Source organism: Alteromonas alvinellae, from assembly GCF_902705805.1.
This window is the reverse complement of record NZ_CACSIH010000110.1, coordinates 34,841-49,518: the sequence shown is the minus strand read 5'-3', so window position 1 is coordinate 49,518 and position 14,678 is coordinate 34,841. Positions and strand designations below refer to the sequence as shown.

Here is a 14,678-nt window from a genome sequence, read left to right as displayed (position 1 = left end):
GTTAGGCTTCGAGATAGCCGTTAGGGTTAGACGACTGCCATCGCCAACTGTCTTTCACCATGTCTTCTAAAGTGCGGGTGGCTTGCCATCCCAACACCGCTTTGGCGTGACCTGAGTTGGCGTAACACTGTGCCACATCGCCGGGGCGACGGGGGGCAATTTGATAAGGGATAGGTCGGTCACTTGCTTTCGCGTAGGCTTCTACCATCTCTAGCACTGAAACACCGCTACCCGTACCTAGATTAAAGCAATGACTACCCGGTTTTCCGTGCAATTGCTCCAAAGCGCGAACATGTCCTTCCGCTAGGTCACATACGTGTATATAGTCGCGCACTCCAGTACCATCAATGGTGGGGTAGTCATCGCCAAATACAGCCAGATGGGAGCGCTTGCCCACGGCCACTTGTGCAATAAAAGGCATTAAATTATTTGGGATACCACTAGGGTCCTCTCCAATCCGTCCGCAAGGGTGAGCGCCCACTGGGTTAAAGTAGCGCAAAATAATACCGTTAAATTGAGCGGTGGAAGTCGCAAAATCTTGTATGATTTGCTCTACCATGAGTTTACTTCTGCCGTAGGGATTAGTTGCGCCCACGGGAAAGTCTTCCACAATAGGTACAGTTTGTGGGTCACCGTAAACTGTCGCTGAAGAGCTAAACACTAACGTTTGTACGCCAGCCTGATGCATAGTTTCTATTAAAGTCTGGCTGGCAGTAACGTTGTTTCGGTAATAAAGCATAGGTTTTTCAACAGATTCCCCAACTGCTTTTGAGCCGGCGAAGTGAATGACGCCATCAAAGGTGTGCTCTGAGAAAACACGTCTGAGCAGCTCTTCATCCCCCACGTCACCCTCATAATGAGGGATCTCTGTATCACAAATATCTTCTACCCGCCTTAGTGCTTCGGTGTGGCTGTTTGAGAAGTCGTCAATTACCACAACAGAATGGCCTGCTTCAATTAACGCGATACAGGTATGTGAGCCGATATAGCCAGCACCCCCAGTGACTAATATATGCATGGGTCTTTCCTTACTTTTCAAGTGACAATGTTGCAGGTTTTAGACCTTTGGCAGTAACCGTGATTTCGGCGTTTTTAAGTGTTTCACCGATTTCAATTAATAAAGCACCTTCTCCCCGTGACGTGGTAATGGGGCTTTGGTTTAATAATTTAATATCGCCTTCAACTTCAGCATTCAACTCGATATTATTTGTGCGAACAGGATTGCCCTTAGCATCTACCATTTGTGCGTATACAAATACTTTGTCTTTCACGTAGGGAGTAGGAGCAATACCTGAGGTGTCGAGTCGTAGTGTTAACGCAGTAGCTTGCTCAGGCGTGGTGACACTATGGCGGGCGACAACATTCTCGCCAATAAGCGCTTCAGCGCGCAATGTGCCAGGCTCAAATTTATCGATCGAAAAGGTAAAGGGCGGATGCGCTAGATACGTACTTAAAGCGTTAGTGTCGGGGCTTTGTGTCGCAATCAAGCGATCATTGAGATAAAGCGAGACTTGCTCGGCATTTGAGAAAACGCGCACATCAGTACTTGACGTTTCATCCCAGTTGCTTGCGACATAGACCATTGGGCCGCTTTCAAATCGGGGGTCGTGTTCGTTTGCATCCCGTTGACTTTGGAAAAAGTAATAGCTGAATTTAGGCTGGCGATAAATACTGGCGATACCCGACGCTTCAATGTCATCGGCATAGCCGCGGTTATAATCAAACATTACCCAGTAACCGTCTGCAAAGGCGGGTACGGTAAAGTTGTCATTGTGGGCTTCTTGAAGGTTCTTTGCCTGTTGCAGCAGGCGCTTTTCACCACTATTTAGTAATTGACGGCTAGTGCGTTCATCTTCCTGCAAATCTTGCCAGCTATCCTGATTTAAACCCGCGTTTTGCGCGTAATATTCCCAGTCCCCGTACTCAGATACAATGTAAGGGACTGTGGGTGTTTCGTAATGCTGCAGTCGGTGTTGGCGGGCTTGTACAAAAATATCGTAGCCGAGTTCCCATCCTGCGGAATAGGCGCCAGGGTATTCGGCATGTACTGTATCAGATAGTGCTGCGATAAATTCGTCCGGCATGTCTGATTCGTTTAATGAGCACTCCCATGCAATGACGCTAGCGTGATTACGGTCTCGGCGTAGCAAATCGGCACATGCTTTTAAGGTATGTGCTTCAAATTCTTCAGTGGGGTTGTAATACTGCCAGCCCAATATGGCGTCCAGTAGCACTAAGCCCAGTTCATCCGCCGCCTTCATAAATGCCGTTGAATGAGGGTAGTGGGACAATCGAACGTAATCAAAACCCGCCGATTTGATTTTTACGGCATCGCGGTAATCAGCTTGCGCAGAGGTAGCGTAGCCAACAAACGGATATTCTTGGTGGCGGTTGACGCCGCGAAGAAAGGTTTTTTCACCGTTTATCAGTAGTTCATTTTTATCATTGAAGACAAACGAGCGAATACCGATGTTTCGCGATTGATGTTCTATAGTTGTATCGTCATGCGACAATACGGTGTCCAGCGTGTATAAATTGGGGTGCTGAGGAGACCATAAGGCAGGTTCAGTTACTGTAACTAACTGATTAAAATGTCGCTTTTCACCTGCTGCCAGGGTGTATTGTTGGCTTACCTTGTGAACTTCACTTCCATCAAATGACAAAGTTTGGGTTAGAGTAAAAGTTTTTTCTTCGCCGCTGGTATTAGCTACATGTGTTTTAACGTTTACTTCAGATTTCACTTTATCGACTAAAGGGAAGGTGACAAAAACACCGCCACCGGCCACTTCGTTAGCGTGCATCTCGTCAGTAATCATCAAGGGATTTTTTACAAGAAGATTAACATCGCGATATAAGCCACCGTAGGTATTAAAATCAAGCAGTGTAAGTGGCTTCGGGCCTGTCACGTCATTGTCACGGTTATCTAAGCGCACGCGAAGGGTATTCATTCCTGACACCAGGTAAGGGCTCAAATCGAAAGTGAATGGTAAATATCCACCTAAGTGAGTACCCACTTTCTCATCATTAAGCCAAACCTCTGTAGCATTCATTGCTCCCTCAAAACGAATAAACACCGCTTGCTCAAGCCACTCTGCCGGCACTGAAAACGATTTTTGATACCACGCAATACCTTGCCATTGGTCATTTACCACTTCAGGCTCTAACTGGGGAGTATGTGGAAGAGCAATATTTTCCCATGCTTGGGTTATTTGCTCAGGCGTAAGCGCCTCGTCCGCCTTCTTAAACTGCCATTCTTGATTGAAAGGAACCACTTCACTTAGAAAATGCGATGAAGAATGCGGTGGATTAGAAGAAGACGTGAAGGGCTGGCACGCGCCTAACCACAACAGACAACAGAGTAAAAAGCTAAATCGGGAAATAGAAGTCATTGCTCTAGCCTGGATGAAATCAAAAATAGATAAGCCTAGTTGGCTTAAACGCAAAAAGGCACTGCCCTTATTTGAAAGAGCAGTGCCGATACAACGCACTTACATCGCGTATTGGAAGCCTAACAAGTAACGGCGTCCCCATTCAGCGTATTGACGTGGTCGGGTAGGGTCATTGTCAAAGTATGACGTAGACGCTTCATTCGTTAGGTTCTGACCTTGTAACATTACTTTGAAGTTTTCGGTCACTTCATAGGCAATGCTGGCATCAACCGTGGCTTCGTCGTCTATAGTGAAAACGGCACCTGGATCCCAGCTACCTACGCTAGTGTATGCACTGCGGTAGTTATATGACACCTTCGCATCAATACCTGCTTTGTAATACCAAAGAGTTAAACTACCTACATTTTTAGATAAGCCACCCATGATTAATGGGTTATTTTCAGGTTCAAACTCAGTCACATTCGTATCTGTATAGCTGTAGTTGGTATAAATTCCCAAACCATCAAAAGGCTCTGGCAGCATGTTAAACGCTTGCTGGTACATCACTTCAACGCCGCGAATCTGGCCACCATCACCGTTCACAGGGCCGGTAAATTGGTAACTCTCACCATTGATATTAAGTGTATCTGTAGCTGCACCTACATGACTCTTTAGGTCTTTAAAGAAGAGTGACACGGTAAGAGCAGCATCCTCAGCAAAGAAATATTCATAGCCCAAGTCAACTTGATCCGCGATGAACGGGTTTAGCTGGGGGTTACCGCCAGAAGCAGTGTTAACCGTAGAAGATGTGTTAAGTTGTAAGCCTGTACGCATTTCAATGAGTGGCGGACGAGATATCGCACGTGAAAGTCCAAAGCGAATTTGCGAATCTTCCGTAATGTCAAAACGTAAGTTTAGCGCAGGCAGCACCTCACTGTAGTCATGGTCAATCGATACCGCAGTTAGCTCTCCCCCGTCAGTTTGCTGGAAACCGGTTGAAGTAGATTCGGTATTGATATAACGCACACCTACATTACCCGTGTACGAGATACCGCCAATTTCACCTAACAGATTAAATTGGACGTATAACGCAGTATTAGTTTCTTGAACATTCCAGCTATTAAGTATATCGGCATTAGTCTGGGTATGCTGGTTGCGGTTATCTATCCCGCCAAACGCTTCCTGCGCTGCTTCTGACCAATTTCGTATGCTGTAAAGCGCAGGGACGTCATAGCCTTCACCAAGCTCGTAAGTAAAGGCGTCTACATTGGCACTGCTATTGGCTACACTTTGTTGCCAGCTAACCACATCATTGTCTTTTTCTCTATCTGTCCAACGCCCGCCGAAGCTCATGGCATCAATAATTCCCCACTCTATAGGCCGAGAGAAATCAAGCTTGGCAGTGACCATTTCATCTTCTAACAGGCGGTCGTTGTCCACCTGCATGTAGTTAAGGCCGTAATCTGTAATATCGCTCATGTCATAACCGGTGCCAATTGATAAGCGTTCAGTGGTAGTGTCCCAGCTATAGTCCATGCCGTTTGCATCAGCATCTGCATCCCAGTACCAAGACTGAATGTTCACCCAGCGCGAGGTAATTGACGCTTCTGAGTAGCCGATATCCGCGTTAACTTTCCATACATCGCCAAGCCATTCAGCATTTAAACCTGTACTGACAAGTTCGTTTTCCTGGAACCAAGTAGAGTTATTTGCAGTGTGGCTACCGCCCCACAACATTCCACCCGCAACAATTTGTTCTGATCCATCGGATTTAGTAATGATTTGCGGCGGGTTACTGGCATTTGCAACGTTCCAGTTATTTAAGCCTCCCCAGTTACCCCAGCCGTCGAACCAGATTTGATCTTCTCGTTCTTCAATATCAAATTTGGAATAAAAGAGGTCATATTTTAGTTCTAAACTTTCATTTGGTAACCACTGAAGTACCGTCATTGCACCAATTCGCTGGTTGTCACCGCCTTTCGTAGCTGTCTGTGCTCCCCAAGGGGCCGCTTCAGGGATACCATTATCATTAACGTCCCCCTGATCAGCCGGAACATTGTTGTATTCCCACGAAGTAACATCTTTTTGAATTGAAGGTTGGTCTTGAACGGCAACGCCAAACGCAATACCAAATGTATCTGAAATGGGGTCGATATAACTGAAATTAGCGCGATAACCTTGGGAGTCGGCTGTGGGAATATCGTCTGCCAAAGGGTAATCCATCAAGTGCCCGCTGATGTTGACGGCCCTTTCATCTTTGGTCAAGGGGTCAACGAACTGCATGTTAACCAAGCCAGAGATACCCCCTTCTATATTACTTGCTAAAGGGCTTTTAAAAACTTCAACTGAGCTAATAAGCTCCGCCGGGAATTGTTCATAACGAACACTACGGCTTGGTTCACCGCTAACAATTTCTCGGCCATTCATGGTTGCAAGGTTAAGGCGCGGTCCCATACCTCGAATAGAAATCTGACTCGCGTTTCCGCGATCACGGTCTGCTGCAATACCCGGTAAGCGAGCGAGAGCATCAGTGATTGTCACATCGGGAAGTTGTCCCAGGTCATCTGTGGAGATAATTTCTACCGTCGAATCAGCTAACTTTTTGTGCTGTAGTGAACGGGTTAATGTGCTACCGAAACCACGGACAGTGATAACTTCGGTTTCGCCAATATCAGCTTGTTTATCAGCATCGGCCGCTTCTTGTGCTGAAGCAATGCTGATATTTAAGCATTGCGCTACCGCAAGTGCAGTCAAACCTAACTTGAATTGTGTCTTCATTCTATTACCCCCAAGGTAAATTTTTTAATAGTGTCTTGAGTCGTGTCGAGTGTGTTTTTAGCGTCCTGGTAGGCGATTGTAGGGATGGCTACCATAAACAGTAACAACTTTATAACATAGTTGGGTAAACGTTTACCATAAAAATATTAAGAGAAATTGAATGTTTTATAGACGGTAATAAATAGTAGGCTGTAAACAAAGGAGACTATTGAGGTAAGTTTGAACGCTGTACGCTATATTTTTAGCGCTCTGTAATGACTTTTTGAATGAAGAGTCTTCACTTCAATACAGAGCTTTCAGGTCGTTTAGAGAACAGTGCGATATAGGAGGAAGGAAAACGATAATGGCCTAATAAAAAACCAATATTAGGGGTTATCGTTTTCCTTTATGCCAAATAGGAGAGCCCGATTTGGTTTTCAGAGACGCTCTAATGCGATGTCCGCTACAAATTAACTACAGCGGATACGGTCGACGGCGGCTTTCCAACCATCATAGGCTTGATCACGTTCTTGCTTGGTCAATCTTGGAGTGAAAACGCTATCACTCTTCCAACAATGGGTTAAATCGTCGATTGAATTGAAGACACCAGCCTGTAATCCTGCTAAGAAGGCAGCACCAAGAGCGGTGGTTTCCGTAATCTCAGGGCGCTCTACTTCAGCGCCCAATATGTCTGAAAGAAAGCCCATAACCCAATCATTACGCGACATACCGCCATCTACACGAATAGTTGTGGGGCGAGCGCCATCGCTTTCCATTGCTTTTTGCAAGTCCTTAGTCTGATAGCAAACAGACTGAAGTCCCGCAGCAACGATTTCGCTAATGCCTGTGTCGCGGGTTAAACCTAAAATTGCGCCACGGGCATCTGGATCCCAATAAGGTGCGCCTAAACCAGTAAATGCCGGGACAAGGAACACGCCGTTATCTTGTCTTGCTCGCTGTGCAAGTGCCTCCGATTCGGCGGCATCGTCGATAAGCTTCAGGCCATCTCTGAGCCATTGAACGGTTGCGCCGGCCATAAAAATACTGCCTTCAAGCGCATAAGTCGTTTTGCCGTTTAAACGATACCCAACGGTGGTGAGTAATCGGTTTTTCGATTGCAAAGGGGCGCCACCAGTGTTCAATATCATAAAACAGCCGGTACCGTAGGTGCTCTTGGCCATGCCTTTTTCAAAGCACGCTTGGCCTACTAATGCTGCTTGCTGGTCGCCTGCTACGCCTTGGATAGGAATAGCTCTACCTATGATGTCTTCTTTCATTACACCAAAGTCAGCCGCACAGTCCATCACCTCGGGTAGCATTGAGCGTGGGATATTGAATTTATCTAGTAACTTCTCATCCCAGCATTGGTTATTGATGTCGAACAGCATTGTACGCGAGGCATTGGTGGCATCAGTTTTGTGTGACTCACCACCCGTTAAGCGCCATATAAGGAACGTGTCTACGGTTCCAAACAGCAGCTCTCCGTCCTCGGCTTGCTGTCTTGCACCTTCTACATTGTCTAATATCCAAGCTACTTTAGTGGCAGAGAAATAAGGGTCTAATAGAAGCCCTGTCGATTCAGTAATGTGTGAAACGAGCTCTTCGTCTTCGCTTAAATCACGACAAAGCTGGGCTGTGCGTCTGTCTTGCCAAACGATAGCCGGGTAGACAGGCTCGCCAGTGTTTTTATTCCACACTAAGGTTGTTTCGCGCTGGTTAGTGATACCAACGGCTGCGATATCTGATGGTGTTAATGAACATTTATTGAAAACTTCTTTGAGGGTAGAGACAACGCTTTCCCAAATTTCCTCTGGATCATGCTCAACCCAGCCATCTTTCGGATATTTTTGAGAGAATTCCTGCTGTGCAATAGCGTCTATACTGCCCTTTGGAGAAAAAATGATGCTGCGAGAGCTTGTTGTGCCTTGGTCAATGGCAAGAATATGTTGTCCCATAAGGTCACTCCTGAAGATGATTTTTCATAGAGTTTGCATCATTTACAGATGTTTAACAACGGCATATTTTCGAAAACGAACATTTGCTTTTCGTTTTATCGTGGGAACTTCTCCTTTAAGCACGTATAATCAATATCGATTTTTACTTTGAGGATGTGTGATGAACCAAACGCAACGACACGAAAAAATTGTTGGGCTAATAAAGCAACAGGGCTTTATGTCTATTGATGATTTGGTAAGTGCTTGCGACGTTACACCTCAGACAATTCGAAGAGATTTAAATCAATTGGCTGGTGCTGGTGTAGTCAGTCGTTATCACGGCGGCGCGGGTTTAAATCGAAGTTGGGAAAACACACCCTATCAAGAACGTAAAACGCAAAATAGTGAAGTAAAAGAAAAAATTGCTGAAGCGGTTGCGGCAATGATACCTGATGGGGCGTCTTTATTTATCAACATCGGTACGACCACCGAACTTATCGCAACTAAGTTGCTGAACCACAAAAACCTACATGTTGTAACGAACAATATACATGTGGCGACTATTTTATCTGCCAAAGAAGACTTCTCGGTCATCATCGCGGCGGGAGAAGTTCGTTATCGAGACGGCGGTATAATTGGTGAAGCAACCTGTGACTTTATCAGTCAGTTTCGAATGGACTACGGCATAATTGGTATAAGTGGCATAAGTTCAGACGGTGCTTTATTAGACTTTGACTTCAGAGAAGTGAAAGTTTCCCAAGCTATTTTAGAACATACTCAACACGTTATTCTTGCGGCCGACTACAGCAAATTCGAACGTCGCGCTATGGTTGAACAAGGCCATATTTCACAAGTAGATTGCTTGGTTTGTGATAAAACGCCGCCAGCTAGCATAAGCAAAATTATCAAAGAAAATAACATCACTTTTGTAAAAGCGTGATTGTTTACCTTCGTGTGCATTAACTGACGTGGTCATAACCACACCGTAACCTCGCCTATTCTTATTTTGGGCCGATAGTTTAAACCTACTTATATACACGCAAGTTATCTGACTAACCCTCGCATTACCCATCTACATAACATTTTTATCAAACGGTAAGTTTCCAGATACGAACCATGTCCATCATTACTCGCCTTGGTGCCCACTTGCCTAAACAAAAATAGCGAACGGTGTGGGTATTTAATTTTCTTTAATGTTCGATAATGTTCGTTTTGTGTTGACATGTTTTCCTTTTGGTTGTCAAATGGTCAGCAATAAAGTGCAAGCAAATGTTAAGAGCAGCAGAGGCAAACTATGAGTCACAACAATGAATCTGAAAAAACAGTCGACGTTTTGGTTGTCGGCGGCGGCGTCAATGGCGTTGGCGTAGCGCTTGACGCGGCGGGGCGCGGCCTTTCAGTAGCGTTGTGTGAAAAGGGCGATTTGGGCGGTGCAACGTCTTCTTCAAGTAGTAAGCTTATTCATGGTGGCCTTAGATATCTGGAACATTATGAATTCCGCCTAGTAAAAGAGGCATTAGCGGAAAGGGAAGTGTTGCTTAAAAAGGCACCCCATATCATGTGGCCGCTGCGCTTTCGCCTGCCACATCAAAAGCACCTACGCCCAGCGTGGATGATTCGAATCGGATTATTTCTATATGACTCTTTAGCGAAACGTAACATGCTGCCACGTTCGCGTAAGCTTTCTACCACGAGCGAAGGCCCACTGGTTAGCGATATTACAACCTGTTTTGAATATTCTGACGGCTGGGTTGACGATGCACGTTTAGTGGTACTTAATGCGTTAGCTGCACAAGAGCAAGGGGCACAAATTTATACTCGCACTGAATGTGTAAAAGCCGAGAAGCAAGATGATCTGTGGAGTATTGAACTTAAAACGGCAAAAGGGAAAACGTTTACCGTAAAAGCGAAGTCTATTGTGAATGCTGCAGGCCCTTGGGCGGTATCGTTCTTAGATAGATTAGTAAATGTTAACAACCCAAATGCTATGCGTATGGTGAAAGGAAGCCACTTTATTGTTCCCAAACTTTACGATACCGATGAAGCATACATTCTTCAAAATAAAGACGGGCGCATTGTATTTGTTATTCCTTATGAAGGGGACTTTTCGTTAGTAGGAACTACCGATGAGGACTTTAAAGGCAATCCATCAGACGCTGCAATTTCAGACGAGGAAACTGATTATCTAATTGAGGTGGTAAACACGTACTTTAAGTCAAAAGTTACCCGAAGCGACATCGTTCATTCTTACAGTGGTGTTAGACCACTATTAGAAGAAAAGAATGCTTCCGCTCAGGAGCTAACCCGAGACTATAAAGTTGAGCTCAAAGGTGAAGCCGGTAAGCCAGTGCTGCTGAACATTTTTGGTGGGAAAATCACGACCTATAGGAAACTAGCTGAGCATGCGGTTGATAAGCTGGTTACTTGTTTCCCGAAAGCTAAAAAAGCATGGACAAAAGAAGTGCCTCTGCCTGGTGGTGCATTTGAAAGTCAAAGCGCCTTAGTCAAGCAACTGACTAATGAATTTCCATGGCTAAAAGATAACATTGCGGAGCGTTATGCACGTCAATATGGAGTATTAAGCTACAAATTCCTCAAAGGGAAAGCTTCAGCTGACGATATGGGCGTAGACTTTGGCGCGGGAATGTATAGCGCCGAAGTAGACTATCTAATTGAGTGTGAATGGGCGTGTATACTAGAAGATGTTATTTGGCGCAGAACCAAGCATGGTTTGCGTTTAAGTGAAGAACAGCAAGTAGCGCTGTCCCAATATATCGATCAGAAAGTGAATTTGTCTGCTAATGAAAGGCAAACTGCCGATCCAGTATTAGCTAGCGCCTAGTATCGTGACTTTGGGCCTGTTATCAAATAGGGTAATTGTGAGGCCATGTTGTCAACAGGTCTAAAAAATTTAGTGCAACAACAAATATTAGCAGTTTGTAGAATCGCAAATTCGAATTAAGTGAAGTAACAATGAACAGGGATGTTTTAAGCAGCAGTAAGCCAAAAGAAGTGGTTTTTATTCGCCATGGGAAGCCACTTTCTGCTCACAACGAAAAAGTGAATGCGGCAGAGTATGCAAACTGGGTGCGTAATTACAATAAGTCTCCCTTAGATCCCGTCAGTCAACCAAAACAAATAACGCATCTTAATAATAGCTATATTGCCGTGAGTCCGCTCTTAAGAGCAAAACTAACCGCGGCTCACTATGGCGTAACTTCAATAGATGAAGAGCTACCATATCTAAAGGAAATGGATATTCCTTATTATAAGCTGCCTTTCACTTTACGTAGTTGGCACTGGGTTTTGTTAAGTAGAGCCCTTTGGTTTATGGGAACAAAGGGCCGCTTCGAAAGCTTCAAATTTGCAAAGCAAAGGGTGGAAAAACTTGCCACGCATATCGATGATATAAGCAGTAAGCACCCTCGAGTTGTATTATTCGGACATGGTATGACGAACTACTTCACGCGAAAAGCATTGATAAAAAAAGGCTGGCAGCTAAAAGAGAAAGATAGCGATTTCTGGGGAGTAACAATTTTGCAAAAAGTAGTTTGTAAAAGTTAGGCTAACACAGCCCTACCATTACAGGTTATAAGCTCCTACGTTTTAGTAGAATTTAACCTATTCTTTAAAGACGCTTTAATTTTCCTTTCAAATGCCGATAACCTAGCAATGTTGCAGGGCACCTGTTTGTTGTTACATCAACTTAATGTAATGTATCCAGCGAACAAAGCCGGCCCTAAATAGAGATTTATTACTTCAGTTTAGGCTGAGGATGCACCAATGAATAAAAACAAAAAAGATTCAGATACTACTAAAAACCTTATAAAAGCATCGATTGCATTGGTTTTTGCCATTTCATTGGGCTTGGCAATAAACTTTTTTCACATCGGTGAAGAAGATACAACGGTAAAGGCGCTAACAAAACAGTTCGATACGTTTAAACGTCACGTTGTTTCCTCTCATTGGCAATGGCGAGTCCGTCAACCTACCACAATGATCATGCTCATACACTATGACGACTCAGGCAGCGAAATAAACCGAACGCCAGTGCGTATGAATCACAATGGGTGGCCAACAGCGGATTTGTCTGATGTTGGATGTGAGAAAATTTGGCAATCAGTCGTTGCATCTCCGCTTCGCGTGGATGGCTTTAAAATTCACGCGAGGTATTACGCAGAGTTAGATGTCGATGAAGACAACTATTGGTGCCGCTACAGCTTAAGCAAAGGAACTTACTTCGACTATTACCCAGCAAGTGGTTCAGTTTCGCCTTTAAAAGACTAATAAGGTCTTCAATTCCATACATATTAATATAAATATTCCCCTATGTAGGTATTTGTTCTATTTAGATAATTAGTCTACTTTTGACTTAGCGCCATGTCACAATCTGGCACCTTAAGGTATTGTTGATAATAAGATAATACTCGACACTAACGAATTAAGTAGACATATGCTATCTGGCTTATTCTCATCTCAAAAGAACGTTGCATCGCCCACAGTAGGTGTTTCTGTGAGTGCGAAAGAACTGCATATTACCGCTATTAGTCATGGCGACAGTGGCTATGTTTTGAGTTCTGTAACCTCTGTTCCTTTTGACAATCGCCAACCTTTCGAAAAGCAAGTTTGCAACGCATTACGTGATTTTGAAAAAGAAGGGTGTCGGGTGTCTGTAGTACTTTCGCAAGATATGTATCACATGGTGCAGGTAGAAAAGCCTGATTTACCAGATGAGGATATCACTACCGCATTGCCTTGGACGCTAGGTGAACTTGTACCTTTTGACTCAGACAATATGGTCTTGGACTATATTGATTACCCGGTACAAACAAGAACTGGCGCAAAGAAAATTGATGTATTTGCCGCCGAAAAGTCGCCACTTTCTGCTTTAGTGCAAAGTATGGAAAAAGCGAAAAACGTTAAGCTTACCCATATTCATGCCAAAGAAGTCTTGGTAACAGAAATGGTGCCAGACGATGATTACGCGCGATTACTGATTATTCAAGAGCCCAATAGCGAACCGTTTCTAATGATTGTACGTTCTCGTGCAATTTGGTTATCGCGACGTTTACGAGGCTTCGTGAACAAAGCCAATGCGCAACAAGATTTAGCACAGTTAAGCGATATGCTTGGTCTAGAAATCCAACGTTCAATGGATTTCTATGAATCACAGTTAAAACAACCGCCGCTTAAAGAGATCTTATTTAGAACACAGTTCGATTGCGAACCTGTCATAGAACGTTTAAAGCCCTTCCAGCCTGCGGCAATGAATGTACTTGTTCCGCAGCTTGATTTAGCTGACGTTGTCGACTCCACTTGTCACTTTGCTTTGGCAAGTGCGCTTGTTGCCGCGAGGGATGCACAGTGAAACGTTCCATAAATCTTTACCATCCGTCTCTTAAGCCGAAAAAAGAGCGCTTACCTTTATCAAAAGTGTTGTGGGTGAACGGCTTAGCGTTTGGCGTAATGCTTATTACTGTTGTTGCTTTAAACGTGCTTTTAACCTCGAAGCAAGAAAAAATACAGCAGCAAACGGCGTTAACCACTCAAATTAATAACGAAATTAAAGCGCTTAATAATGCGCTAGAGAAAAAACGAGATACCAAAACGCTGCAACAGCAGCTTGAGCAAGTGAATGCCAAGATTCAAAACAGAAAGCAGTTGCTTGCCTATTTAGAAAGTGGAGAGCTGTCTTTTGACGCAACCAAGTATGGCGAAGTGATGGACGATTTAGCTGATTATCACAACCAAAATCTTTGGCTTACTAGCATCAATATAGACACCCAGAAAATTCGCCTGTCGGGGCAAACGATAGCACCGTCGTCGATACCTGTTTGGCTTAAAAAATTGCAGCAGTCACCTTTCTTCCAAGGCAAGTCATTCTCGTCAGTGAAGTTTGACGAAGTGGACGGGGATGAAAGCGTGAAGCAATTTTTACTATCAACCGATTTTGAAGGGGAAGCTGATGAATCAGTATCAACAGCTCTCTGATAAGTTCTCTGCATTAGAAAAGAGAGAAAAGCAGCTTATCTTGTGGGTGAGCTTTGGTCTTATTGTTTACTTGTTTTTCTGGTTCGGCATATCGCCCGCGCTAGATGGCATGTCTGGTGCAGATAAAACCCTTACTCGAAAAGAAAGTGAATACAAAGCACTGGTTATTCAACGCGACGCGATTCAACAAGCACTAACCGTTGACTACACCCAGCGTATGCAACAGGAACTGGATAGCGCAAGAAAAGCGTTGTTAGAAGTCGACAATGCACTGCTTTCATTGAATGAAGGTTTCGTGGCTGCAGACAGAATGCCTGAGCTGCTAATGACGCTCTTAAATGAAGAAAATAACGTACGTTTAGTTAACTTCAATGTAGAGCCTACTCAAATCATTCGATTTGGTGACGGTGAATCGCAGAGTACATCGTTTTACCGCCACAATATGCGCTTAATTATCGAAGGAAGTTATTTCGATTTGCGCAGTTATCTAGCGCGTCTTCAAGCCGCACCTGAAAAAGTCATAGTAACTGACTTTGCTTATAACGTTGACGAGTATCCCAATGCATCACTTACGTTAGGGTTAGCGACAGTAAGTAATAATGCAACTTTCATTTCGCTTTAAGGAGAA

11 protein-coding genes are annotated in these 14,678 nt (G+C 44.2%); 7 read left to right on the top strand and 4 right to left on the bottom strand.

Features of this window, described 5'->3' with window-relative positions:
* Position 1: 1 nt before the first annotated feature.
* The 4 genes from galE to glpK all read right to left on the bottom strand — a co-directional run bounded on the left by galE (position 2) and on the right by glpK (position 8,080).
* Positions 2-1,018 (bottom strand): UDP-glucose 4-epimerase GalE, encoded by a 1,017-nt coding sequence (galE, locus tag ACX5KA_RS07285; RefSeq protein ID WP_458730777.1) that lies wholly within the window; start codon positions 1,016-1,018, stop codon positions 2-4.
* 10 nt (positions 1,019-1,028) lie between these two features.
* Complete coding sequence (locus ACX5KA_RS07280; protein ID WP_458730776.1) at positions 1,029-3,389, bottom strand: sugar-binding domain-containing protein; 2,361 nt, start codon at positions 3,387-3,389, stop codon at positions 1,029-1,031.
* Positions 3,390-3,488: 99 nt separating this feature from the next.
* Positions 3,489-6,146 carry a TonB-dependent receptor gene (locus tag ACX5KA_RS07275; RefSeq protein ID WP_458730775.1) on the bottom strand — a complete coding sequence of 886 codons (2,658 nt, stop codon included), beginning with the start codon at positions 6,144-6,146 and terminating at the stop codon, positions 3,489-3,491.
* 449 nt (positions 6,147-6,595) lie between these two features.
* Positions 6,596-8,080 (bottom strand): glycerol kinase GlpK, encoded by a 1,485-nt coding sequence (glpK, locus tag ACX5KA_RS07270; RefSeq protein ID WP_458730774.1) that lies wholly within the window; start codon positions 8,078-8,080, stop codon positions 6,596-6,598.
* Between the two features lie 160 nt (positions 8,081-8,240).
* On the opposite strand from glpK, the gene ACX5KA_RS07265 reads away from it, so the two are divergent.
* The 7 genes from ACX5KA_RS07265 to ACX5KA_RS07235 all read left to right on the top strand — a co-directional run bounded on the left by ACX5KA_RS07265 (position 8,241) and on the right by ACX5KA_RS07235 (position 14,672).
* A complete protein-coding gene (locus ACX5KA_RS07265; protein ID WP_039217371.1) occupies positions 8,241-8,999 on the top strand; it encodes a DeoR/GlpR family transcriptional regulator in 759 nt (252 codons plus the stop codon).
* 354 nt (positions 9,000-9,353) lie between these two features.
* Positions 9,354-10,901, top strand: coding sequence for a glycerol-3-phosphate dehydrogenase (gene glpD, locus ACX5KA_RS07260; protein WP_039217370.1), 1,548 nt, complete (start codon positions 9,354-9,356; stop codon positions 10,899-10,901).
* Positions 10,902-11,071: 170 nt separating this feature from the next.
* Positions 11,072-11,623, top strand: coding sequence for a phosphoglycerate mutase family protein (locus ACX5KA_RS07255; protein ID WP_458730773.1), 552 nt, complete (start codon positions 11,072-11,074; stop codon positions 11,621-11,623).
* 219 nt (positions 11,624-11,842) lie between these two features.
* Complete coding sequence (locus ACX5KA_RS07250) at positions 11,843-12,346, top strand: hypothetical protein (protein ID WP_458730772.1); 504 nt, start codon at positions 11,843-11,845, stop codon at positions 12,344-12,346.
* 166 nt (positions 12,347-12,512) lie between these two features.
* A complete protein-coding gene (locus ACX5KA_RS07245) occupies positions 12,513-13,427 on the top strand; it encodes a hypothetical protein (RefSeq protein WP_039217362.1) in 915 nt (304 codons plus the stop codon).
* A complete protein-coding gene (locus tag ACX5KA_RS07240; RefSeq protein ID WP_039217359.1) occupies positions 13,424-14,050 on the top strand; it encodes a PilN domain-containing protein in 627 nt (208 codons plus the stop codon). The genes ACX5KA_RS07245 and ACX5KA_RS07240 overlap by 4 nt, the downstream gene beginning before the upstream one ends.
* Entirely contained in the window at positions 14,025-14,672 is a 648-nt protein-coding gene (locus ACX5KA_RS07235) for a type II secretion system protein M (protein ID WP_039217356.1), read from the top strand. The genes ACX5KA_RS07240 and ACX5KA_RS07235 overlap by 26 nt, the downstream gene beginning before the upstream one ends.
* Positions 14,673-14,678: the final 6 nt, after the last annotated feature.

Bases quoted from the DNA above. Each gene is read 5' to 3' on its own strand.
- glpD (WP_039217370.1), top strand. From the start codon at position 9,354: ATGAGTCACAACAATGAATCTGAAAAAACAGTCGACGTTTTGGTTGTC.
- ACX5KA_RS07245 (WP_039217362.1), top strand. From the start codon at position 12,513: ATGCTATCTGGCTTATTCTCATCTCAAAAGAACGTTGCATCGCCCACA.
- ACX5KA_RS07250 (WP_458730772.1), top strand. From the start codon at position 11,843: ATGAATAAAAACAAAAAAGATTCAGATACTACTAAAAACCTTATAAAA.
- ACX5KA_RS07280 (WP_458730776.1), bottom strand. From the start codon at position 3,389: ATGACTTCTATTTCCCGATTTAGCTTTTTACTCTGTTGTCTGTTGTGG.
- ACX5KA_RS07265 (WP_039217371.1), top strand. From the start codon at position 8,241: ATGAACCAAACGCAACGACACGAAAAAATTGTTGGGCTAATAAAGCAA.
- ACX5KA_RS07275 (WP_458730775.1), bottom strand. From the start codon at position 6,146: ATGAAGACACAATTCAAGTTAGGTTTGACTGCACTTGCGGTAGCGCAA.
- galE (WP_458730777.1), bottom strand. From the start codon at position 1,018: ATGCATATATTAGTCACTGGGGGTGCTGGCTATATCGGCTCACATACC.
- glpK (WP_458730774.1), bottom strand. From the start codon at position 8,080: ATGGGACAACATATTCTTGCCATTGACCAAGGCACAACAAGCTCTCGC.
- ACX5KA_RS07235 (WP_039217356.1), top strand. From the start codon at position 14,025: ATGAATCAGTATCAACAGCTCTCTGATAAGTTCTCTGCATTAGAAAAG.